Annotated in this window: 20 protein-coding genes; 16 read left to right on the top strand and 4 right to left on the bottom strand. The window is 72.1% G+C overall.

All coding sequences use genetic code 11. The annotated features are described in order from the left end of the window. Positions 1–39: 39 nt before the first annotated feature. From HNR73_RS29480 to HNR73_RS29490, 3 genes are read right to left on the bottom strand one after another with little or no spacing between them, the layout of a single operon-like run. Complete coding sequence (locus HNR73_RS29480; RefSeq protein WP_184790935.1) at positions 40–462, bottom strand: hypothetical protein; 423 nt, start codon at positions 460–462, stop codon at positions 40–42. 2 nt (positions 463–464) lie between these two features. Further along, on the bottom strand, positions 465–1,103 hold the full coding sequence (locus tag HNR73_RS29485; protein ID WP_184790936.1) for an NUDIX hydrolase: 639 nt from the start codon (positions 1,101–1,103) through the stop codon (positions 465–467). After that, on the bottom strand, positions 1,100–1,999 hold the full coding sequence (locus HNR73_RS29490) for a LysR family transcriptional regulator (protein WP_184790937.1): 900 nt from the start codon (positions 1,997–1,999) through the stop codon (positions 1,100–1,102). The genes HNR73_RS29485 and HNR73_RS29490 overlap by 4 nt, the downstream gene beginning before the upstream one ends. A gap of 108 nt (positions 2,000–2,107) precedes the next feature. Between HNR73_RS29490 and HNR73_RS29495 the strand changes: the two genes are divergently transcribed. The 16 genes from HNR73_RS29495 to HNR73_RS29570 all read left to right on the top strand — a co-directional run bounded on the left by HNR73_RS29495 (position 2,108) and on the right by HNR73_RS29570 (position 20,938). After that, the gene (locus tag HNR73_RS29495; protein ID WP_184790938.1) at positions 2,108–2,965 is read left to right on the top strand and encodes an oxidoreductase; all 858 of its coding nucleotides are present in this window, start codon (positions 2,108–2,110) and stop codon (positions 2,963–2,965) included. A gap of 126 nt (positions 2,966–3,091) precedes the next feature. After that, entirely contained in the window at positions 3,092–5,185 is a 2,094-nt protein-coding gene (locus HNR73_RS29500; protein WP_184790939.1) for an alpha-galactosidase, read from the top strand. Positions 5,186–5,443: 258 nt separating this feature from the next. Next, complete coding sequence (locus HNR73_RS29505; RefSeq protein ID WP_184790940.1) at positions 5,444–6,874, top strand: FGGY-family carbohydrate kinase; 1,431 nt, start codon at positions 5,444–5,446, stop codon at positions 6,872–6,874. Continuing rightward, positions 6,871–7,500 carry a histidine phosphatase family protein gene (locus tag HNR73_RS29510; RefSeq protein WP_184790941.1) on the top strand — a complete coding sequence of 210 codons (630 nt, stop codon included), beginning with the start codon at positions 6,871–6,873 and terminating at the stop codon, positions 7,498–7,500. Before HNR73_RS29505 ends, HNR73_RS29510 begins: the two co-directional genes overlap by 4 nt. A 174-nt stretch (positions 7,501–7,674) precedes the next feature. Continuing rightward, positions 7,675–9,114, top strand: a complete 1,440-nt coding sequence (locus HNR73_RS29515) for an ABC transporter substrate-binding protein (protein ID WP_184790942.1) — start codon at positions 7,675–7,677, stop codon at positions 9,112–9,114. Next, positions 9,114–10,082 carry a carbohydrate ABC transporter permease gene (locus HNR73_RS29520; protein ID WP_184790943.1) on the top strand — a complete coding sequence of 323 codons (969 nt, stop codon included), beginning with the start codon at positions 9,114–9,116 and terminating at the stop codon, positions 10,080–10,082. The genes HNR73_RS29515 and HNR73_RS29520 overlap by 1 nt, the downstream gene beginning before the upstream one ends. After that, positions 10,079–10,939, top strand: a complete 861-nt coding sequence (locus HNR73_RS29525) for a carbohydrate ABC transporter permease (RefSeq protein WP_184790944.1) — start codon at positions 10,079–10,081, stop codon at positions 10,937–10,939. The genes HNR73_RS29520 and HNR73_RS29525 overlap by 4 nt, the downstream gene beginning before the upstream one ends. Beyond that, positions 10,939–12,039 (top strand): ABC transporter ATP-binding protein, encoded by a 1,101-nt coding sequence (locus HNR73_RS29530; RefSeq protein WP_184790945.1) that lies wholly within the window; start codon positions 10,939–10,941, stop codon positions 12,037–12,039. The genes HNR73_RS29525 and HNR73_RS29530 overlap by 1 nt, the downstream gene beginning before the upstream one ends. Then, the gene (locus HNR73_RS29535) at positions 12,036–12,824 is read left to right on the top strand and encodes a DeoR/GlpR family DNA-binding transcription regulator (RefSeq protein WP_203686322.1); all 789 of its coding nucleotides are present in this window, start codon (positions 12,036–12,038) and stop codon (positions 12,822–12,824) included. The genes HNR73_RS29530 and HNR73_RS29535 overlap by 4 nt, the downstream gene beginning before the upstream one ends. Beyond that, positions 12,821–13,474: an HAD family hydrolase gene (locus tag HNR73_RS29540; RefSeq protein WP_184790946.1), complete on the top strand. Its 654-nt coding sequence runs from the start codon at positions 12,821–12,823 to the stop codon at positions 13,472–13,474. The genes HNR73_RS29535 and HNR73_RS29540 overlap by 4 nt, the downstream gene beginning before the upstream one ends. A 30-nt stretch (positions 13,475–13,504) precedes the next feature. After that, positions 13,505–15,271 (top strand): dihydroxyacetone kinase family protein, encoded by a 1,767-nt coding sequence (locus HNR73_RS29545; protein WP_184790947.1) that lies wholly within the window; start codon positions 13,505–13,507, stop codon positions 15,269–15,271. Beyond that, entirely contained in the window at positions 15,268–15,738 is a 471-nt protein-coding gene (locus HNR73_RS29550) for an RpiB/LacA/LacB family sugar-phosphate isomerase (RefSeq protein WP_184790948.1), read from the top strand. The genes HNR73_RS29545 and HNR73_RS29550 overlap by 4 nt, the downstream gene beginning before the upstream one ends. Beyond that, a complete protein-coding gene (locus HNR73_RS29555) occupies positions 15,735–16,805 on the top strand; it encodes an ABC transporter ATP-binding protein (protein ID WP_184790949.1) in 1,071 nt (356 codons plus the stop codon). The genes HNR73_RS29550 and HNR73_RS29555 overlap by 4 nt, the downstream gene beginning before the upstream one ends. Next, on the top strand, positions 16,802–17,812 hold the full coding sequence (locus tag HNR73_RS29560) for a 2-hydroxyacid dehydrogenase (protein ID WP_184790950.1): 1,011 nt from the start codon (positions 16,802–16,804) through the stop codon (positions 17,810–17,812). The genes HNR73_RS29555 and HNR73_RS29560 overlap by 4 nt, the downstream gene beginning before the upstream one ends. Before the next feature lies 1 nt (position 17,813). Beyond that, complete coding sequence (locus HNR73_RS29565; RefSeq protein WP_184790951.1) at positions 17,814–19,259, top strand: FGGY-family carbohydrate kinase; 1,446 nt, start codon at positions 17,814–17,816, stop codon at positions 19,257–19,259. Beyond that, complete coding sequence (locus HNR73_RS29570) at positions 19,259–20,938, top strand: glycerol-3-phosphate dehydrogenase/oxidase (RefSeq protein WP_184790952.1); 1,680 nt, start codon at positions 19,259–19,261, stop codon at positions 20,936–20,938. The genes HNR73_RS29565 and HNR73_RS29570 overlap by 1 nt, the downstream gene beginning before the upstream one ends. Here the strand turns inward: HNR73_RS29570 and HNR73_RS29575 are convergent, their stop codons facing one another. After that, positions 20,939–21,799, bottom strand: coding sequence for an NAD(P)-dependent oxidoreductase (locus HNR73_RS29575; RefSeq protein WP_184790953.1), 861 nt, complete (start codon positions 21,797–21,799; stop codon positions 20,939–20,941). It abuts the gene before it with no gap. Positions 21,800–21,822 lie beyond the last annotated feature (23 nt).

Below are 21,822 nucleotides of genomic sequence, written 5' to 3' on the forward strand. Positions count from 1 at the left end.
GCGTGTCCACGAGTCCGGGTCGGCGATCGGTGGTCCGCCTCAGTGCCAACCCTGCTGACTGATCGCCTGGCACACCAGCACCTTCCCACGGGTCCGCGCCGACAGCTCGCGGCCTTCCCGCAGCGCCGGACCCACCACCGAGGTCGCGGTGAGGAGCTGATGGCCGTGCTCGCCGAACGGCGGGAGCAGCAGCTGGAACGGCTGCGGCGGCCGGTCCGGCGCCTGCGTGGCGTCGGGCCGCCAGACCCGGACCTCCCGTCCGGTGTTGTAGAGGGCGACCCGCTCCAGGAGGGACAGGCTCGTGTAGCCCATGGGGATCGCGTCGAGCAACTCCGCGAAGGACGGGGTCCAGTCGTCGGCGAAGACGAGCGAGGGACGGCCGCGCGCCCAGTAGAAGCGGCCCGCCCGCCCGCCGGCGCGAAACAGTTCCCCTCCGTCCGCGGGCCAGTCGAGGCTCTCCACCCCTAGTCGACATCCGTCGGCAGCGAGGCGTCCTTGGCGTGGGCGAGCAGCAGGGCGAGCTGGTCGGCGGTCGTGCGGCCGGTGGACAGCTCGGGCAGGTCGTCGAGCCGGAAGAAGCCGACATCGCTGGTCTCGCCGTCGAGGCCGGCCGTGGGTGTGGCGTCGTCGGTGCGCTCGACGAGGAAGAACAGCTTGTAGACGTGCCACGGGCTGGTGTGTCCATTGTGGATGCTGCCGTCGTGGAGGGCGGCCAGCCGGGTCGCGCGGACCCGCAGACCGGCTTCCTCGGCGAACTCGCGCTCGGCGGCCGCGCGCGGCTCGTCGAGGGCGTCCACCCAGCCGCCGGGCAGTGTCCACCGGCCGTCGCGGACCTCTTTGACCAGCAGGACCTTGTCGCCGTCGAAGAGCGCTCCCCGCACGTCCAGCTTCGGTGTCGCGTGGCCGAGTTCGAGGTCGAGTCCGGCCCGCAGTTCGGCCGGATCGGTGGCGGCGATCAGTTCCAGGATCTCCCCGGTCATCTCGCGCATGCGGCGGTAGCGCGCCAGGTCGTACTTGTCGGTGGCGTAGTACAGGCCGTTCTGGGCCATCGCGCCCAGCTCCACGGCCATCGTGTGCAGTACCCGCACGGGATCGGTCGTCATGACGGGAGCCTAGGCTCCGTGTGCGCGAGTTCCCGGACCACCTCGGCGAAGCCGAGCACGGGCGCGGTCGCGGCCTCCTCGGCCCAGGCCAGCGCGACCCGCAGCGGCTCCACGCCGGTCAACGGCACCCACACCAGGTCGGGCCGGGCGTAGTAGCGGGCCATGCTGGCCGGTGCGAAACAGATCGCGGCTCCGCAGGCGACGCTTTCCAGCATCTCCTCGACGTTGTCGTTGCGCGGTCCCCACACCGGGCTGGACCCGTCGGGCCGCGGGTTCACCGCCCACCAGTCGACCCAGGCCCGCGGAGCCCGCTCGGTCCACATGAGAGGTTCCCCCGCGACGTCCATGATGGACAGTACGGGCCGCTCGGCCAGCGGATGGCCGGTGGCCAGGCCGACCACGCGCCCCTCGGTGTGCACGATCTCGGCGTGCAGGCCGTCGAGGTCGGCCGGGAGCCACACGAAGGCCACGTCGGCGCGTCCGTCGCGCAGGGCCGCGGCCTCCTCGCCCCAGTCGAAGCGCTTGGGTTCGACCCGCACGTCCGGGCGCCGCCGGGAGAACTCCGCCCGCGCCCGCGTGGTCAGCTCCCCGGCACCGCTGGCCTCGAAGCCGACCCGCAGCACCGAGGCGGCCCCGTCGCGATGCCGGGCCGCCGCCGCGGTGATCCGTTCGGACTGCCGCAGCGTCCGGCGCGCCTCGTCGACGATCTCGCGCCCGGCCGCGGTCGGCGAGACCCCCCCGGGATGCCGGTCGAAGAGCCGCACGCCCAGTTCCGACTCCAGTTTCCGCAGCGCGTAGGAGAGCGCGGGCTGGCTCACGAACAGCACGGAGGCGGCCCGCCCGAGGTTCTCCTCCGCGGCGATCGCGACGAGATAGCGCAGCTCACGAAGCTCCATGCGGGGATCATAAACGCCGTTTATGGCGCGAGAAGGAACCTGTCTTGGACGTCACCACCCGTCCCGGGGGATAACTGAACGGCACCCACTTGAGCTAAGGAGCACGACATGAACACCTCTCCCACCGGCCGTCCCGCCGAAGGCCGCGTCTGGCTCATCACCGGCGCCTCCTCCGGTTTCGGCCGCGCCATCGCCGAGGCCGCCCTCGCCGCCGGCGACACCGTGGTCCTGACCGCCCGCCGCGTCGAAGTCCTCGACGACCTTCGCGCCGCCCACCCCGACCGGGTGGCCGTGCTGGCGTTGGACGTGACCGACCAGGCACGCGTCGCCGAAGTCGTCGCCGAGGTCGTGCTCTGGTACGGCCGCGTCGACGTGCTGGTCAACAACGCCGGCCGCGGCATCGTCGGCGCCGTCGAGGAGACCACCGACCGCGAACTGCGCGACCTGATGGACCTGCACCTCTTCGGACCGGCGGCGCTGACCCGCGCGGTACTGCCCCACATGCGGCGGCAGGGGTCGGGCGCCATCGTGCAGCTGACCAGCATGGGCGGGCGCTTCTCCTTCCCCGGTGTCGGCGCCTACTCGGCCACGAAGTTCGCGCTGGAAGGCCTGTCGGAGGCGCTCGCGGCCGAGGTCGCACCCTTCGGGATCAAGGTCCTCATCGTCGAGCCGGGTTCGTTCCGGACCTCCTTCGCCGGTGGCGCGCTGGACCTGTCGGCCCCGATCGCCGCCTATGACGACATCGTCGGACCGGTCCGCAGGGCACTGCCCGCCAGCGACGGGCAGCAGCCCGGCGACCCGGCCAAGGCGGCCGCGGCGATCCTGACGGCCCTCGACGCCGGGAACACCCCGCTGCGGCTGCCGCTCGGCAACGACGCCGTCGACGAACTGATGGCCGGCGCCGACCGCGCCGGTGCCGAACTGCTCGCCTGGGAGAAGCTCAGCCGGGACGTCGAATTCGACTAGAAGTTCAGGAGAACTCCCGGTGGTGATGTTCGATCGTCTGTGATTAAGTGTGAACGCGGTGGGACCCCTCCACCGTCACGCGATCTGCCTCCACCACTCAGACCTCCTGCGGAGTCGACCCGAGCCATGACCCACACCCTCACCGGAGCCCCCGTGGTCCTCACCGCGGGGGCCGCCAGCATCGTCATCGACACCACCGGCCCGGGACTGCCGCGGGTCCTCCACTGGGGCGGCCGGGTCACCTCCGCGCCGACCGTCGAAGAGTCCCGCGACGCCCTCGGCGCCGTTCTCCTCCCCGCCCAGTGCGACGGATGGATGGGACGGCCCGGCGTCTCCGGTCACCGCGACGGGGGCGGTCCGCACCTGCGCCTGACCGTCGCGGCCCCGCCCGCCGTCCACATCGACCCGGCGGGCGGCGGGAGCATCACCGTCGACGCCATGGACGACCTCGCCGGCATCGACGTCCGCAGCGAACTGCACCTCTCGCCCGAAGGGCTGCTGCGGGTGCGCCACACCGTCTGCAACACCGGGAAGGGCGTGTGGACCGCCGACGGCGTCCTCGCGCTGCTCCCCGTGCCCGCCGAGGCCGCCGAGATCCTCGACACCACCGGCCACTGGGGCCGTGAACGCTTCCCGCAGCGCGTCCAGTTCGGACAGTCCACAGTGGTGCACGAGAACCGGCGCGGCCGCACCGGTTTCGACTCACCGCCGCTGTTCGTCGCCGGCACCCCCGGCTTCGGCTTCCGGCACGGCGAGGTCTGGGGCGTGCACGTCGGCTGGAGCGGCAACCACGTCCACCTCGCCCAGCGCCTGCACGACGCCGACGCCGTCCTCGGCGGCGGCGAACTGCTCACCGCCGGGGAGGTGCGCCTCGCGCCGGGCGGCACCTACCGCACGCCGTGGGTCTACTTCGCCTACTCCCCACAGGGCCTCGACGGGCTCTCCGAGGTCACACACGCCTGGATGCGCGGCCGCGAGACCCACCCCGCGAGCGACCGCCCGCTGACCCTCAACGTGTGGGAGGCGGTCTACTTCGACCACGACCTCGACCGCCTCAAGGCCCTCGCCGACCGCGCCGCCGAGATCGGCGTCGAACGCTACGTACTCGACGACGGCTGGTTCCTCGGCCGCCGCGACGACACCGCCGGGCTCGGCGACTGGCACGTCGACCCCGAGGTCTGGCCCGAAGGCCTCCATCCCCTCGTCGACCACGTCCGCGCCGCCGGCATCGAGTTCGGCCTGTGGGTCGAACCCGAGATGATCAACCCGCGCTCCACGCTCGCCGGGGAACACCCCGACTGGTTCCTCGCCGCGCCCGGCCGCACCCCCGCCGACCAGCGCCACCAGCAGGTCCTCGACATCGCCCGCCCCGAGGCCTACGCGCACATCCTGGAACGCCTCGACGCCATCGTCACCGAGTACCGCCTGACCTACCTCAAATGGGACCACAACCGCGACCTCGTCGAAGCCGTCCACGACGGCCACGCCGGCGTCCACGAACAGACCCTCGCGGCCTACCGGCTCATCGACGAACTCAAGTCCCGCCACCCCGGACTCGAAATCGAGTCCTGCTCCTCGGGCGGATCCCGCGTCGACCTCGGCATCCTCGCCCGCACCGACCGGGTCTGGGCCTCCGACATGACCGACGGCCTCGAACGCCAGCACATCCAGCGCTGGGTCGGGCTGCTCGTACCGCCCGAGATCGTCGGCGCGCACGTCTCCGCCCCCGTCAACCACCAGATGGGCCGGGTCACCGGACTGCGCCTGCGGACCGTCACCGCCCTGTTCGGGCACGCCGGGATCGAATGGGACATCACCACCTGCACGCCCGCCGAACTCGCCGAACTCGCCGACTGGATCGCGGCCTACAAACGCCTGCGCCCGACCCTCCACACCGGACGGACCGTCCGCGTCGACCACCCCGACGAGTCGGCGCACCTCTACGGGATCGTCTCGCCCGACCGCGACCACGCCGTCTTCGCCTACGCGCAGCTGGCCACGTCGGCCTCGACCGCGCCGGTCCGCCTGCGCCTGCCGGGCCTCGATCCCGAGGCCGAGTACGCCGTCACCCTGCTCCCGGAGATCCCCGCCCCCGACTGGCGCGGGGAACCGTGGAAACCGGAGGTCCTGCGCTCGGGGGAGACCTTGGCCGGTTACGGACTCACCGGGCCGGTCCTGCGGCCCGCCGACGCCTACGTCCTCGAACTGCGCCGGATCTAGCCCGGCGCGCGGTGAAGGCCGGGTTCGCGCCCGGCCTTCACGTTGCGGCCCGAGCGGCCGCCCGAACGCAGCGGAGGACCGGTCGGACCGGCTCCAGCCTTCCAGTTCGGCGCGCCCGGTGGAAGAGGAAAGTCGACAGTGCCTTCGACGGTTAGTCGACCGCGCTTCGGTGAATGGCCGACAGCGGGCCGCCGCGGCCGCTGAAATCTCGTGATCTCCTGTTATCTTCTCAACATCGGTAACAGCGAGGGAGCGCTCATGACCGGACGACGCGCGTGGGCGGGTGTCGATCTCGGCACCCAGAGCGTCCGGGCGGTCGTGGCCGAGGAGGACGGCACCGTCATCGGCCGTGGATCGGTCCAGCTGGCCGGAACGCGCGACGGCGGCCGCCACGAGCAGGACCCCGAATCGTGGTGGCGGGCGGTCGTCGAGGCTCTCCGGCGCGCGACCGGCGAGGCGGGTGGCCCGGAGGTCGCCGGGATCGCCTGCTGCGGCACGTCCGGAACGATCCTGCTGGTCGAGGACGTCCCCGGCGATCCGGCCCGGCCGCTGACCCGCGGGCTCATGTACGACGACTCCCGCGCCACCGCGGAGGCGGCGCGGATCGCCGCCGCGCCCGCACCGGTCTGGGCGGCCGCGGGCCTCCGTCCACAACGGACCTGGGCCCTGCCGAAGGCGCTCTGGCTGCACGAACGCCACCCCGGGCCGGGGGCGCGCGTCGCCCACCAGGTCGACCTGATCACCTCCCGGCTCATCGGGCGCCCCGCCGCGACCGACACCAGCAACGCCCTCAAGACCGGCGCCGACCCGGTGACCGGGACCTGGCCGCACGAGGATCTCGACCGCCTCGGCCTGCCACCCGCTCTCCTGCCGTCCCTGGTGCGCCCGGGCGACCTGCTCGGCCACGTCGATCCGGCCGTCGCCGAGGCCACCGGCCTGCGCGAAGGCACCCGTGTCGTGGCGGGCATGACCGACGGATGCGCCGCCCAGATCGCCGCCGGGGTACTGGAACCCGGCCGCTGGAGCATCGCCGCCGGCACCACGACCGTCCTCAAAGGAGTCGCCGACGTCCTGCCTGCCGATCCGACCGGGGTCCTGTACTCGCACCGGTCCCCCGACGGCCGCTGGTGGCCCGGCGGCGCGTCGAGCGCCGGAGCCGGGCTGGTGACCGCCGTGTTCGGCGGCCCGCGCCCCGACCTGGAAGGCCGCGAGGTCGATGCCGTGACCTACCCGCTGACCGGCACCGGCGAGCGCTTTCCCTTCCAGAGCGGCGATGCCGTGGCCTTCACCGTCGGCGACGTACACGACGACGCCGACCGTCATGCCGCGATCCTGCGCGGTGTCGTGCTGGCCGCGCGCCTGTGCCTCGACCATGTCGCCGGGCTGGGCCTGGCCGTCGAGGGCGCCGTGACGCTGACCGGCGGTGTCACCCGCAGCGAGCACTGGATCCGTTTGCACGCCGACGGTCTCGGCCGTGAGGTGCGCGTCCCCGCGGAGGCGGACGGGGCCCTGGGCATGGCGGTGCTGGCCGCCGCCGGAGCCGACGGTCTCGTCGCCACCTCGCGGCGGATGCTGGCCCCGGCCAGGGTCTACCCGCCCGAACGGCTCGGGCGGCTGGACGCGTTGTACGCGCGCCTCGTCGGCGAGCTCGTCGCCAGGGGCTGGCTGGGCGAAGGAGTTCCCGCATGACCATCGTCGCCTTGATCCGTCACGGTGAGACCCCCTGGCACGCCGAGAACCGTTACTGCGGCCGCACCGATCTGCCGCTGACCGGGAACGGTGAACGGCAGGCGGAGGCGCTGGCGGGCTGGGCCGCGGTGACGCCCGCGCTGCGGGCCGTCCGGAGCTCGACGCTGACCCGCGCGATCCGGACGGCCGCGCCGGCGGCGGCGGGCGCGGGTCTGCCGCACGTGACCGACGATCGTCTGGTGGAGCTGGACTTCGGGGAGGCGGAGGGCCTGACCTCGGCCGAGATGGAGTTGCGGTGGCCGAAGGAGCGCGCGGCCTTCGTCGCCGACCCGGTCGGCGATCCGCTGCCCGGCGGGGAGGACCCGCGTGCGGCGATCGCGCGGGGGAGCGCGGCGGTGCTGGACGCGGCACTGGCGGGCGCGGGCGGTGTGTCCCTTGTGGTCTGTCACAGCACGTTGCTGCGTCTGCTCACGTGCCATTTCACGGGTGTCGACCCGTCGGAGTACCGGCGTGCGTACCCGAAGGTCGGCAACGCCAGTGGCGCGATTCTGCGCCGGATGGACGGCGGGGACTGGGAACTGCTCGCGTTCAACCCGGTGTTGACGCGTGCGGGTGTTGCCTGGTAACCCATCGCTGCTACCCGGGCGAGAAAATAACAAGATCTGCCGTTAACAAGTCTTGACCTCCTGTGAACTACCGCCGTACGCTCCGGACACCACCCCGAAACCTCGCGGTCATATCTCGCCCGCCGTCCCCCGCGGGCCACCGTTCCCACCTCGACCCCGGAGGCCACGAACGCCATGAACAGCGAACCTCGTCCGCGCCTCGGCCTCGCCCGCCGCGACCTCCTCCGCATCGCCGGACTCGGCACCGCGCTCTCCGCGGCGGCACCGCTGCTGTCCGCCTGCGGCTTCGGCGGTGGACCCGCCGACGAGGGCGGCTCGGCCGCCGACGCGGTCACCGGCGCCTTCGACTGGAAGAAGCACGACGGCAAGACCGTCAAGCTCCTGATGAACAAGCACCCCTACACCGACGCCCTCAAGGCGCACCAGGCCGAGTTCACCACCAAGACCGGCATCACGCTCCAGATCGACGAGTTCCCCGAGTCGAACTACTTCGACAAGGTCACCCTCGAACTCCAGTCCGGCCAGGGCGGTTACGACGCCTTCATGCTCGGCGCCTACATGGTCTGGCAGTACGGCCCGCCCGGGTACCTCGAAGACCTCAATCCCTGGATCAACAACGCCTCGGCGACGCACGCCGAGTTCGAGCCCGCCGACTTCTACCCGAACCTGCTCACGGCCGGGCAGTGGGACTTCACCAACGGCAACCCGCTCGGCGGCGACCGGCAGTGGATGCTCCCGTGGGGCTTCGAGAGCAACGTCGTCGCCTACCGCAAGGACGTCTTCGACAAGCTCGGCCTCACCCCCGCCGAGGACTTCGACTCGCTCATCGAGCTGGCCAAGACCATCGACACCAAGGCCTCCTCGAACGGTTTCGGCGACATGTACGGCATCGCCGTGCGCGGATCCAAGGAGTGGGCGACGATCCACCCCGGCTTCATGACGATGTACACCCGGCTCGGCCTGAAGGACTTCGCCGTCGAGAACGGCCGCCTCAAGCCGACCATGAACACTCCCGAGGCGATCGCCTTCACCGACAAGTGGGCCGGCATGGTCCGCGACTCGGGTCCCGCCGGGTGGACCTCCTACACCTGGTACCAGGCCTCCAGCGACCTCGGCGCGGGCAAGGCCGGGATGCTCTTCGACGCCGACATCGCCTCCTACTTCCAGAACGAGAAGACCACCGCCGCCGGGAAACTGGCCTGGCATCCGGGCCCGAAGGGCCCCGACGGGAACCTCAACACCAACCTGTGGATCTGGTCGCTGGCCATGAACTCCGCCTCCAAGAACAAGGAGGCCGCCTGGTGGTTCCTCCAGTGGGCGGAGTCGAAGGAGCACCTCCAGTACGCCGCCACGCAGGGCCAGCACATCGACGCCGTGCGGCGGTCGGTGGCCACGTCGGCCGAGTACAAGGACAGGCTGGCGCCCAACACCGGCTTCCTGGAGACCTTCGAGCAGGTCATCGACTCCACGAAGATCCAGTTCACCCCGCAGAAGAACTTCTTCGACGCCACCACGTCCTGGGCCGCGGCGCTCCAGGACATCTACGGCGGCGCCGACGCCAAGTCCACTCTGGACGAACTGGCCACGAGCCTTGAGCCGAGGGTCAACGACTGATGTCGGTGACCACCCCGTCCGAAGTGGACCACGACGACACCCCGGCGGGCCGGGAGGAACCCGGTTCCCGCCCGCCGACGGTGTCGCGGCGCCGACGACGCCTGCGCCCGTACACCCTCGCCGTCCCGGCGGTGCTGCTGTGCGTCGGGATCCTCTACCCGTTCTTCGTCGGGGTGAGCTACACCGTCTTCAACTTCTCGGCGGCCAATCCCAACCCCGCCTTCGTGGGGCTGCGCAACTTCGCCGAGATCACCACCAGCGCGCCGTTCTGGAACTCCGTGCGGGTCACCGGCAGTTTCGCGGTCACCGCCACCGTCGTCGAGACGGTCCTCGGCGTCGGCGTCGCCCTGCTCCTGTACCGCGGCGGGATCCTCGGCAAGGTCCTGGAACGCGCGCTGATCGTGCCGCTCATGGTCGCGCCGATCCTCGCGGCGATCATGTGGAAGCTGCTCCTGCTGCCCGAGGTCGGCTGGGTCCGCCCGCTCTTGGCCGGGCTCGGCGTCACCGACTACACCGGCACCGACAGTCCACTGTGGGCGTTCATCTGGTCGGTGGTCGTCGACGCCTGGATCTACACGCCCTTCGTGGCGATCATCGCCCTCGCCGGACTGCGTTCGCTGCCCGCGTCGCCGTTCGAGGCGGCGGCCGTCGACGGCGCCGGCTGGTGGTTCACCTTCCGCCGGCTGACGCTGCCCATGCTGTGGCCCTACGTGTTCGTCGCGGTCATCTTCCGGCTCATGGACAGCCTCAAGATGTTCGACATCATCTTCGGCCTGACCACCGGCGGGCCGGGCGACTCGACGACGACCCTGCAGATCAACGCCTACCTCGAATCGATCAGCTACGCACGCTACAGCCGGGGGATCACCTACATGGTGGTGCTGTGGGCGGCAGTCTACCTGATCTCGATGGTGCTCGTCGGGTACCTGCGCAGACTCCAGAACCGCACGGCCGGGGAGGCGACATGAGCACCGAACACGCCGGGCCCGAGGTCCGCCGCAAGTCCCGGATCGCCGGTACGGCGGCGAACGCGGCCCTGATCGTCTACTTCCTCTTCTCCCTGCTGCCCATCGTGTTCATCATCGCGCTGAGCCTCAAGGCCGACCGCGACCAGACCACCACCTACCTCTGGTTCGCGCCGACCCTTGACAACTACCGCACCGTCCTCGGCCTCGACGGCGGCGGCTCGTCCTACGTCCGCTTCTTCCTGGCGAGCCTCACCACCTCCGTCGGCGCCGTGCTCGTCTCCCTCGTCATCGGCGTCCCGGCGGCCTACGCGGCGGCCCGGTACCGCTTCAAAGGCAGCGACAACCTGATGTTCACCCTGCTCAGCTTCCGCTTCGCCCCGGAACTGCTGGTGATCATCCCCCTCGCGGTCATCTACCGGCAGCTCGGCCTCTACGACACCGCCGTCGGCATGATCTGGGTCCTCCAGCTGGTCACGATGCCCCTGGTGGTGTGGATCCTGCGGTCCTTCTTCGCCGACTTCCCCGTCGAACTGGAGGAGGCGGCCCTGCTCGACGGCTACAGCCGCAGGCGCGCGTTCGTCAAGGTCGTGCTTCCCCTGGTGCGCCCGGGGATCGCGGCGGTGTGCCTGCTGGCCTTCATCTTCGCCTGGAACAACTTCATCTTCCCCTTCACGCTCACCTCCAGCAGTGCCCAGACCGTCACCGTCAGCTCGCTGGCCTACCTGGGCGGCAACCAGGTCCGCTTCAACCTCGTCGCGGCCGGCGCGGTGATGGCCGCGCTGCCGCCGCTGGTCCTGGCGCTGTTCATCCAGCGCTATCTGGTGCGCGGCCTGTCCTTCGGGGCGGTGAAGGGCTGATGGCGGCGGTCGAGGTGCGCGGGCTGCGCAAGAGCTACGGGAAGACCACGGCGCTCGACGACGTGTCCTTCGAGGTCGCCGACGGCGAGTTCTTCTGCCTGCTCGGCCCGTCGGGCGCGGGCAAGACCACGACGCTGAAGACCCTCGCCGGGCTCGTCGAACCCGACGCGGGCGAGGTCCTCATCGACCAGACGCCCTCCAACGACGTCGAACCGACCCACCGGGGTCTGGCGATGTGCTTCGAGAGCTACGCCCTCTACCCGCAGCTGGACGTCTACGGCAACCTCGCCTCCCCACTGCGGTCGCCGCTGTTCCGGCTCCCCGCGTCCGAAGTGGACGCCAAGGTCCGGGCGGTCGCCGGGATGCTCGGGATCGACGGTCTCCTTGAGCGCCCGGTGACCCGCCTGTCGAACGGGCAGCGACAGCGCGTCGCGCTGGGCCGGGTGCTGGTCCGGCCCGCCCGCGCCTACCTGCTCGACGAACCCCTCGCCCACCTCGACGCCAAGATCCGCGCCTCGATGCGGGCCGAGCTGAAGACGATCAGCCGCGACGCCGGCACCACGACCGTCTACGTCACCCACGACTACGTCGAGGCCCTGTCGCTGGCCGACCGCATCGGCGTGATCCGCGACGGACGGATCCTCCAGTCGGGGACCCCCGAGGAGGTCTGGGCCCGGCCGGTCGACGCCTTCGTGGCCCAGGCCTTCGGCAAGCCCCGGATGACCCTGATCGAGGGCGGCCTCACCGAGGACGGCTTCGTCAGCGGCGACGGTGTCCTGCGCGTCCCCGTGCCCGCCGTGTCGGCCGCCCCGGGTGACGCCGTGCAGATCGGTGTCCGGCCGCGCGACCTGCGGCTGCGCCTGGGCGCCGAGGAGCCCGGTGCGGGCTGGACGGCCGTCGACGGACGTGTCTACGTCCTCGAACACCTCGGCCGCGCCACCGAGGTCACCGTCGCCGTCGGCGACGCCCGCCTGTCGGTGGTGGCACCCCGCGCGGCGGTCGCGGGTCTCGCGGCGGATGACAGGGTGAGTCTGCTCATCAGGCCATCGACCGTCCATGTCTTCGCGACGGGGGACGAGGGGAAGCGGGTGTCAACGTGACGGGAAAGCAGCGCGGGTCGGAGAACCCCGAGCAGCGGCAGAAACGGATCGCCGAGGTCGTGCTCGAACGGGGGAGCCTCTCGGCGCAGGAGCTCGCGCAGATCTTCGACGTGAGCGTCATGACCGTCCACCGCGATCTCGACGAACTGGAACGGCAGGGCGTCGTGCGCAAGTTCAGGGGCGGCGTGACCGCGCAGCCCTCCGGCGTCTTCGAGTCCAATGTGGCCTACCGGCAGAAGGCGATGCGCGACCAGAAGAACGCCGTCGCCGAGACCGCCGCCCGCTACGTCGAGGCGGGCATGTCGATCATGCTCGACGACGCGACCACCACGGCGGCGATGATCCCCTTCCTGGCCCGCCAGACACCGTTGCGGGTCGCCACGAATTACCTGGAGGGCATGCGGCGGCTCAGCCAGATCGGCGGCATCGGGCTGATGGCGCTCGGCGGCGACTACGACCCGCTGCACGACTCCTTCCTCGGCGGGACCTGCCTGGAATGCATCGAGTCGATCCGCGTCGACGCGGTGTTCGTGTCCACCTCGGCGGTGTCAGGGAGGTACGCCTTCCACCAGGAGGACCGCATCGTCGCGGTGAAACGCCGGATGCTGGAGGTCGCCGCCAGGCGCTACCTCCTCGTCGACCACACGAAACTCGGGAAGGTCGCCCTCCACCGCCTGGTGCCGCTGTCGGACTTCGACCTGGTCATCGTCGACGCCGGCGCCGAGGACGACGCCGTGGCCGCGCTCCGGCGCGACGGCGTCAACGTGGAGGTGGCCCCATCATGATCGACGGCGTCATCTTCGACATGGACGGCGTCATCGTCGAAAGCGAGCACCTCTGGGAGGAGAGCTGGGCCGAGTGCTGCGCCCGCCGCGACGTCGCCTGGTCCCTTGACGACACCCGCCGCTGCCAGGGCATGAGCTCGCCGGAATGGTCGGCCTACCTCGCCGCGAGGATCGGCGACCCCGCGCTGGCACCGGCCGCCCGCTCCGAATGCGTCGACCACGTCGTGAAAGCCGTCGAGAGCGGACGCGCGCCACTCCTCCCCGGCGCCGTCGAACTCGTCTCCGAGGCCGGACACCGCCTCGCCAGCGGCCTCGCCTCCTCGGCGGCCCTGCCCGTCATCCACGCCGTCCTCGACCACTGGGAACTCGACCACTTCGACGAGATCGTCTCCAGCGAAGAGGTCGTGCGCGGCAAACCCAGCCCCGACGTCTACCTCGAAGCCGCCCGCCGCATCGGCCTCGACCCCGCAAAGGGCATCGCCGTCGAGGACTCCGGCAACGGCATCCGCGCGGCCAGCGCCGCCGGACTCCACGTCATCGCCATCCCCAACCGCGACTACCCGCCACCCGCCGACGCGCTCGCCCTCGCCGACCACGTCGTCACCGACGCCGCCGAGGCCCTCGCCTACCTGCTGTCGCTCCTTCGATGAGCCCCCCGCTCCGCTGAGAGGTGTACGCGCATGACCAGGCTGTTCAACGATCCCGCCGCGTTCAAGGACGACATGGTCGAGGGCTTCGTCGCCGCCTACGGCCGCTACGTCCGGCGGGTCCCGGACTGCTCGGGCGTCATGCGCGCGTCCGGGCCGGTGCCCGGCAAGGTCGGCGTCATCGTCGGCGGCGGATCGGGGCACTACCCGGCATTCTGCGGCCTGGTCGGGACGGGCCTGGCCGACGGCGCCGTGATCGGCGACATCTTCACCTCGCCCTCCACCGAGCAGGCCTACCGGGTCGGAAAGGCCGTCGACACCGGAGCCGGTGTCCTGTTCAGCTTCGGCAACTACGCCGGCGACGTCATCAACTTCGGCCTCGCCGAAAGCCGCCTGCGCGACGAGGGCGTCGACTCGCGGACCGTGCTCGTCACCGACGACATCGCCTCCGCCCCACCCGGTGCCGAATCGAAACGCCGGGGCATCGCCGGTGACTTCGTGGTCTTCAAGGCCGCCGGAGCCGCCGCCGAACAGGGACTCCCCATCGACGAGGTGGAACGGCTGGCGCGCAAGGCGAACGACCGCACCCGCACCCTCGGCGCGGCCTTCGCGGGCTGCACCTTCCCGGGCGCCGCCGACCCGCTCTTCACCGTCGACCCCGCCGAGATGGAGCTCGGCCTTGGCATCCACGGCGAACCCGGTGTACGGACCGTCGAACGACTCAGCGCCGCCGAACTGGCCGCCGCCCTCACCGACGCCGTGCTCGCCGAACGGCCCGAAGGCGCCGACGGGCGGGCCGCGGTCATCCTCAACGGACTTGGCGCGACCAAGTACGAAGAGCTCTTCGTGGTCTGGAAGGACGTGCTGCCAAGGCTTTCGGCCGCCGGGATCGAGGTCGTGACACCGGAGGTCGGCGAACTGGTGACCTCCCTCGACATGGCGGGCTGCTCGCTGACGCTGTGCTGGCTCGACGACGAGCTCGCGGCGCTGTGGAACGCGCCCGCGGACACACCGGCCTTCCGGCGCGGTGACCTGTCGGGCTGGGTGGTCACCCACGGCGGCGAAACGCCCGCCATGGAGGACACGGCGGTGCTCGACAAGGAGGACGTCGCCTTCGCCGCCGGGGTGATCGCCGAGACGGCCGGACCGGTGAACGAGGAGGCGCTGCGGTCGGCGGCCACCGTCCGCGCGTGCCTCGCCGCGATGCTCGCCGCCGTCGCCGGAGCCGAGCGGAGCCTCGGCGAACTCGACGCGATCGCCGGGGACGGCGACCACGGGCGCGGCATGGTCCGCGGCCTGCGCGCCGCCTGCCGGTCGGCCGACGACCCCGCCCTCGGCCCCGCCGGTGTCTTGCGCGCCGCAGGCGCGGCCTGGGCCGACGCCGGCGGCGGGACCTCCGGCGCGCTGTGGGGCGCGCTGCTCCGGGCCGTCGGGGACGCGATCGGCGACGAGGAGCCGCCCGACACCGCGACCGTCGCCGTCGGCCTGGTCTCCGGGGTCGCCGCGATCGAGTCCCTCGGCGGCGCCGAACGCGGCGACAAGACCCTCCTCGACGCGCTGATCCCTTTCCAGAAGGCCCTTTCCGGCGCGGGGAACGCGCCCATCGGCCCGGCCTGGCGGGCCGCTGCCGACGTCGCCGTCGCCGCCGCCGAGGCCACCCGCGACCTGGTCCCGAAAGTCGGCCGCGCCCGGCCCCTGGCCGAACGCTCCGTCGGCACCCCCGACCCGGGCGCGGTGTCGCTCGCCTTGTGCGTGCGGGCCGTCGCCGGGGTCCTCGACCCGGAAGGAGGCGCGCGATGACCGTCCACAAGTGGCGGATCGCGGTCGGTTCCGACTCCGCCGGATACGAGTACAAGGAGACGATCGCGCGCGACCTCGCCGACGACGATCGCGTCGACGTCGTCATCGACTTCGGCGTCCGCACCGGCGAGTCCACGCCCTACCCGAACGTCGGCCTGAGTGTCGCCGAAGCCGTCGCGAGCGGCGAGGTCGACCGCGCGATCCTGGTGTGCGGCACCGGTATCGGCATGGCCATCAGCGCCAACAAGGTCCCCGGCGTCTACGCCGCGACCGTCAGCGACAGCTACTCCTGCGAACGCTCGGTGCGCTCCAACGACTGCCGCGTCCTGACTCTCGGCCAGCGCGTCATCGGGCTGGAACTGGCCCGGCGGCTGGTCTCCGAATGGATCGGTTACGCCTTCGACCCCGACTCGCCCTCCGGCGCGAAGGTCGACGTCATCCACGCCTACGAGGAGGGCCGCGAGTGAGCGATCTGGAACTCGCCGGAGTGCGCAAGACCTTCCACACCAAGGGAAGGCCGGAGGTGGAGGCCGTTCGCGGCTTCGACCTGACGGTCGGCGGCGGGGAACTCGTCGGGCTGCTCGGCCCCTCCGGTTGCGGGAAGTCCACGACCCTGCGGATGATCGCCGGGCTCGAAGAGGTCACCGGCGGCGACATCCGTGTCGGCGGGCGTTCGCTGGTCGGGCTGCCGCCGCAGCGGCGCAACGTCGGCGTCGCCTTCGAGAACTACGCCCTCTACCCGCCGCTGACGGTCGCCGAGAACCTCGCCTTCGGGCTCGCCGCGCGCGGGATCGGCCGTGCCGAACGGAAAGCGCGGGTCGCCGACGTCGCCGAGCGGATCGGCATCACCTCGATCCTGCGGCAGCGCCCGGCGGGGCTGTCCTCCGGCCAGAAGCAGCGGGTCGCGCTGGCGCGCGCGGTGGTGCGCGCCCCCGACGTGCTGCTCCTCGACGAGCCGCTGTCGCATCTCGACGCCGCCCAGCGCGACGTGACCCGCCGTGAGCTGCGCCGCCTGCAGCGCGAACTGGGCTACACGACGATCCTGGTGACGCACGACCAGGAGGAGGCCCTGAGCCTCGCCGACCGGGTCGTCGTGATGAACGACGGCGTGGTCTGCCAGGTCGGCACCCCCGACGAGATCTACGACGACCCGGCGAGCCTGTTCGTGGCGCGCTTCGTCGGCGAACCGGCGATGAACCTGCTGCCGGGCGTCGCCGACGGCGAAGGCGGCGTGCGCCTGTCCGACGCGATCACCGTGCCGGCCGGCGTGGCCGCCGCGTCCGGCCGGGAGGTGCTCCTCGGCGTGCGGCCCGAGGACCTCGCGATCGCCGAGACCGGCGAGGTCACGGCCGTCGCCGTGGTCTACGAGGACCTGCGCGAATACGGACTGGTCACCGCCGAGCTCGACGGTGTCGGCGAGAAGCTCGTCGTGCAGACCGAACCGGGCCTCCCGGTCCGGCCGGGGGATCGGTTGCCGCTGGTGGTCGGGCGGTCGCGTCTGTTCGACGGGGAGACGGGAGAACGGCTGCGATGACCGATCACGTGATCTTGGCGGCGGGCGACGACTTCGTGCGTCCCGGGCTGTTCACCGACGCGCTGCGGGCCGAACCCGGTGTGGACCGCGAGATCCGCGAGCTGCTGCTGCCCTGGCCGGGGGTGCCCTGGTCGTCGGCCGGGGGAGTGCGCGAGGCCTCCGGCGACGAGGAGACGCTCGTCGCCGCGCTGTCCGATGTGGACATCGCGGTGACGCATCTGGCCGGTTTCACCGAACGCGTCTTCGCCGCCGCCTCGTCCCTGCGGCTCGTCGTGGTCTCGCGCGGCGGACCGGTCAACGTCGACCTGACCGCGGCGGCCCGCCACGGCGTCGCCGTCTGTTACGCGCCGGGACGCAACGCCGTCGCCACCGCCGAGTACGCGATCGGCCTGATCCTGGCCACCGTCCGAGGCATCGCCCGCTCCCACGCGTCCCTCGCCGGTGGGACCTGGTCCGGCGACTACTTCCGCTACGACGCCGCCGGCATGGAGATCGAGGGCACGACCGTCGGCGTCGTCGGGCACGGCGCCATCGGCTCGCGGGTCGCGCGGATCCTCACCGCCTTCGGTGCCGAGGTGCTCGTCCACGACCCCCACGCCGATCCGTCCACGGTGGACAGTGTGCCGCTCGGGGAGCTGCTCGGCCGCTCGCGGATCGTCACCCTGCACGCCCGTGCCACCGCCGAGACCGAGGGCATGATCGGGGCGAAGGAGCTGGCGTCCATGCCGCGCGGCTCGGTCCTGGTCAACTGCGCCCGTGGCTCCCTTGTGGACCAGGACGCGCTGTGCGACGCGCTCGACGCCGGTCACCTCTCCGGCGCCGGGCTCGACGTGTACCCCGAGGAGCCGGTCCTTCCCGGCTCGCGGCTGCTGCGCACGCCCGGGCTGGTCACCACCCCGCACATCGCCGGTTGCAGCCGGGAGGTCGCCGAGAAGGCCGCGCGGATCTGCGCCGCCGAGGTCGGCCGCCACCTGCGCGGCGAGGCCCTGGCGAATCCGGCGGTCTGACATGTACCTCGGCATCGACATCGGCACCTCCGTGACGAAGGCCGCGGTCTTCGACGACGCGGGCGCGCTCGTCGCCGTAGAGGCCCGCCACACCAGGCTCGACAGTCCCGCGCCGGGGCGGGTCGAGCAGGACCTGGAGGAAGTCCTCGCCTCGGTCGGCGCGGTCGCGCGGGCCGTCGTGGCGAAGGCCGGTACGGTGCCCCGGCTGGTGGGGCTCACCGGTCAGGGTGACGGCGTGTGGCTGACCGGTCCCGACGGGCGGGCGGTGCGCCCGGCGATCTCGTGGATGGATTCGCGGGCGGCCCCGATCGTGCGGCGCTGGCTGGCCGACGGCGAGGTGGAGAAGAGCTTCCGCCGCACGGGGAACGCGATGTTCCCCGGCGCCGCCGGGCCGCTTCTGGCCTGGCTGGACGCGGAGGAGCCGGCCGGCCTCGACGCCGCCGACACCGCCGGGTACTGCAAGGACGCGGTGATGCGGCGGCTGACGGGCGTGCGGGCCACCGACGTCTCGGACGCCTCGCTGCCCTTCCTGGATCCCTGGAACCGCCGTTACGACACCGAGGTGCTCGACCGCCATGGGCTGGCCCACCGCGCCGGACTGCTCGCGCCGATCGCCGATCCGCTGCCGATCGGGGAACTCACGGCCGAGGCCGCACCATTACTGGGGCTGCCCGCCGGGACGCCGGTGGTCGCCGGGCCTTTCGACCTGCCGTCGGGCGCGCTCGGCTCCGGTGTGGTCCGGCCCGGCGAGGGCCACCTGATCATCGGCACGACCCTGGCCTGCCAGGTGCTCGTGGACACCGTGGACACCACCGGCGAGGCGGTGGGGATGACCTTGGCGACGTCGACGCCCGGCCGCTGGCTGCGGGCGATGCCGGCGATGGTCGGGACCGCCGCCCTCGACTGGGTTCTCGGCCTGACCGGCGGCACCCACGAAGGGCTCGACGGGCTGCTGTCGGCGAGCCCGCTGGGGGCGCGCGGGGTCGGCTGCCTGCCGTTCTTCTCGCCGGCGGGGGAGCGCGCGCCCTTCCTGGAACCGGCGGCCCGGGCTAGTTTCCACGACCTGACAGTCCACAGTGATCGGACGGACCTGACCCGCGCGACCTGCGAGGCCGTCGCCTACGCCGCCCGGCACTGTTTCGAGGCCGCCGGTCTCGGCGGCGGGGTGGCGACCTGCGGCGGCGGGACGCGCAGCAGCGCGTGGCTGCGGATATTCGCCGACGTGCTCGGCCGCCCGATCCGGCTGGCGCCGCAGCCCGAGACGGGCGCGCGGGGAGCGGTGCTGGCTGCCCGGGCCGCGCTGGGGGAGGACGTGGACCTCGCGGCCTGGACGGCGCCGGTCGCGGTGGTCGAGCCCGATCCGGACCGCGTCGCCCGTTACGACGAGCTCTACGCGCGTTATCGGTCCCTTGTGGATGGCGCGCGGCACGGCTGGAGCGCGGTCTGATGGCGCGGCACGAGCTGGATCCCGCCCGGCGCGCCGAGACCCTGCGCGCCCTGCGGGAGCGCGACTACGACGTGATCGTCATCGGCGGTGGTGTGACGGGCGCCGGAGCGGCCCTCGACGCGGTGTCGCGCGGTCTGTCGGTGGCCCTGCTGGAGGCCGCCGACCTGGCCAACGGGACCTCCTCGCGGTCCGGGAAGCTCTTCCACGGTGGTCTGCGCTACCTCAAACAGCTCAACTTCTCCCTCGTTCGCGAGGCCTTGAAGGAGCGCGACCTCATGGTCGGCCGCCTGTGTCCGCACCTGGTGTCGCCCGAACGGTTCACCTTCCCGTTCACGCACTGGTGGGAGCGGGTCTACATCGGACTCGGCGTGCTCCTCTACGACCTGCTGCGCCTGACCGTCGCCAAGACCGTCAAAGGGCACCGGCACCTGTCGCGCAAGGCGGTCCGCCGCGAGCTTCCCGCGCTGCGGCCCGGGATCCGGGGCGGCGTGCGCTTCTACGACGTGCGCGTCGACGACGCCCGCCACACCATGACCCTGGCCCGGACGGCCGCCGGGCTCGGAGCCGACGTCGCCACCCGCGCCGAGGTCACCGGCTTCCTGCGCGACGGGGAACGCGTCACCGGGGTCCGCGCCCGCGACGCCGAGACGGGCGAGGAGTTCGAGGTGCGCGGCCGGTCGGTCGTCAACGCCACCGGCGTGTGGGCCGAACGCGTCCAGGAGCTCGCGGGCGCGGCCTCCCTGACGGTGACCGCGGCCAAGGGCATCCACCTCGTCGTCCCCGCCGACCGGATCGACCTCCACAGCGGACTGATGGCCCAGACCCCCGACAGCGTCTTCATCATCCGGCGCTGGTTCGGGTACTGGCTGATCGGGACGACCGACACCCGCTGGGACCACTCGCGCGACGATCCCGCGCCCACCGGGTCCGATGTGGACTACCTCCTCGCCCAGGCCGCCCGCTGGCTGGAGAAGCCACTGACGCGCGAGGACGTCGTCGGCGTCTACGCCGGGCTGCGACCGCTCGTCGGCGGGAAGGGCGCGACCGCCGGACTCTCCCGCGACCACACCGTGGTCGAAGGGCCGCAGGGGATGTACACCGTCGTCGGCGGTAAGTACACGACCTACCGGATCATGGCGCGCGAAGCCGTCGACGCCGCCGCGTCCCGCCTCGGCCGTGAGATCCCCGGCTCGGTCACCGAAACGCTGCCGATCCTCGGCGCCGAAGGCTTCGCGACCGTCCGCGCGCGGCGCGAGCTCCTCGCGGCGCGGCACGGCCTTTCTCCACAGTGGATCGAGCACCTCCTCAGCCGCTACGGCTCCCTCGCGCCCGACGTCCTCGACCTCGCCGCCGCCAGACCCGAACTGGCCCGGCCGATCGAGGGCGCCCCCGGATACCTCGCGGCCGAAGCGGTCTACGCCGCCTCCGCCGAGGGCGCCCTGCACCTCGACGACGTCCTCGTCCGGCGAACCCGCGTCTTCATGGAGACGCCCGACCACGGTCTCGCCGCGGCCGGGCCGGTCGCCACCCTGATCGCCCCGATCCTCGGCTGGGACGACGACCGCCGCGAACGCGAGATCGCCGCCTACACCGCCGAACGGGCCGCCGACCGCGCCGCCGTCGCCGCCCTCACCGACGACGAGGCGGTCGCGGCCAGGGCCGTCGCGCGCGGGGACTGATCAGCGCTCGCCGAGCACGTCGACGAGGCCGGTGAAGCCCTTCTCGCCGAGCCCGGCGTCGAGGCCCCGGCGGAACACCGCGACCATCGCGGCGGGGAGGGTCGTGTCCACGCCCGCCTCCTCCGCCGTGCGCAGGACGTGCCGGACGCTCTCCATGCCCATGCTGAGCCGTTCCAGGTCCCCGGGGAACTCCCCGGCGTCGGCCTGGGCGGCCATCTGCGGGAAGAAGTGCGGGTTCGACTCGGTCGCCGAGAGTGCGTAGGGCAGGAACTCGGTGGCACTGATGCCGTTGGCGCGCGCGATCGCGATCGTCTGGACGTGGGCGAGCATCGTCGTCCAGAAGATGTTGATGACGAGCTGGTAGTAGAGCGGGCCGAGGCCGGGGTCCTCGCCGCGGTAGTCGGGCTTCGCGATGAGCGCGATGGTGCCGGCGTGCTCGTCGAAGAGATCCTTCGGTCCGCTGACGAACACCGAGGCGGCGTCGCTGGCGACCAGGTCGGGGGAGGCCATCATGGCGCCCGACAGGTAGCCGGCGCCGTGCGACTCGGCCCAGCGCGCGGTCTCGCGAGCCCGGTCGGGCGTGTCGGAACTGAGGTTCACGACGGTCTTGCCGCGCAGCGCGGCCCCGTCGACGACGGCGTGGACGGCGTCGAGGTCGGTGAGGCTCAGCACGAGCAGCGGCGACGCGGCGATCGCCTCGGTGGGCGTGCCGGCGAGGACCGCGCCCTCGCCGACGAGCGCGGCGGCACGGGCGGGAGTGCGGTTCCACACGGTGACCGGGTGCCCGGCGGCCAGGAACGCGCGGGTCATGGCACGGCCCATGGGGCCGAGGCCGATCACGGTGACGGGGGTCTTCGGCATGACGTCCTCCACTAAAACGAACG

The sequence above is a fragment of the Phytomonospora endophytica genome (assembly GCF_014202425.1).
Lineage (GTDB): Bacteria > Actinomycetota > Actinomycetes > Mycobacteriales > Micromonosporaceae > Phytomonospora > Phytomonospora endophytica.

Excerpts from the sequence above, each read along its gene's own strand:
- HNR73_RS29575 (WP_184790953.1), bottom strand. The coding sequence starts at position 21,799 with ATGCCGAAGACCCCCGTCACCGTGATCGGCCTCGGCCCCATGGGCCGT.
- HNR73_RS29485 (WP_184790936.1), bottom strand. The coding sequence starts at position 1,103 with ATGACGACCGATCCCGTGCGGGTACTGCACACGATGGCCGTGGAGCTG.
- HNR73_RS29525 (WP_184790944.1), top strand. The coding sequence starts at position 10,079 with ATGAGCACCGAACACGCCGGGCCCGAGGTCCGCCGCAAGTCCCGGATC.
- HNR73_RS29565 (WP_184790951.1), top strand. The coding sequence starts at position 17,814 with ATGTACCTCGGCATCGACATCGGCACCTCCGTGACGAAGGCCGCGGTC.
- HNR73_RS29560 (WP_184790950.1), top strand. The coding sequence starts at position 16,802 with ATGACCGATCACGTGATCTTGGCGGCGGGCGACGACTTCGTGCGTCCC.
- HNR73_RS29570 (WP_184790952.1), top strand. The coding sequence starts at position 19,259 with ATGGCGCGGCACGAGCTGGATCCCGCCCGGCGCGCCGAGACCCTGCGC.
- HNR73_RS29515 (WP_184790942.1), top strand. The coding sequence starts at position 7,675 with ATGAACAGCGAACCTCGTCCGCGCCTCGGCCTCGCCCGCCGCGACCTC.
- HNR73_RS29500 (WP_184790939.1), top strand. The coding sequence starts at position 3,092 with ATGACCCACACCCTCACCGGAGCCCCCGTGGTCCTCACCGCGGGGGCC.
- HNR73_RS29550 (WP_184790948.1), top strand. The coding sequence starts at position 15,268 with ATGACCGTCCACAAGTGGCGGATCGCGGTCGGTTCCGACTCCGCCGGA.
- HNR73_RS29520 (WP_184790943.1), top strand. The coding sequence starts at position 9,114 with ATGTCGGTGACCACCCCGTCCGAAGTGGACCACGACGACACCCCGGCG.
- HNR73_RS29495 (WP_184790938.1), top strand. The coding sequence starts at position 2,108 with ATGAACACCTCTCCCACCGGCCGTCCCGCCGAAGGCCGCGTCTGGCTC.
- HNR73_RS29510 (WP_184790941.1), top strand. The coding sequence starts at position 6,871 with ATGACCATCGTCGCCTTGATCCGTCACGGTGAGACCCCCTGGCACGCC.
- HNR73_RS29505 (WP_184790940.1), top strand. The coding sequence starts at position 5,444 with ATGACCGGACGACGCGCGTGGGCGGGTGTCGATCTCGGCACCCAGAGC.
- HNR73_RS29490 (WP_184790937.1), bottom strand. The coding sequence starts at position 1,999 with ATGGAGCTTCGTGAGCTGCGCTATCTCGTCGCGATCGCCGCGGAGGAG.
- HNR73_RS29530 (WP_184790945.1), top strand. The coding sequence starts at position 10,939 with ATGGCGGCGGTCGAGGTGCGCGGGCTGCGCAAGAGCTACGGGAAGACC.
- HNR73_RS29545 (WP_184790947.1), top strand. The coding sequence starts at position 13,505 with ATGACCAGGCTGTTCAACGATCCCGCCGCGTTCAAGGACGACATGGTC.
- HNR73_RS29540 (WP_184790946.1), top strand. The coding sequence starts at position 12,821 with ATGATCGACGGCGTCATCTTCGACATGGACGGCGTCATCGTCGAAAGC.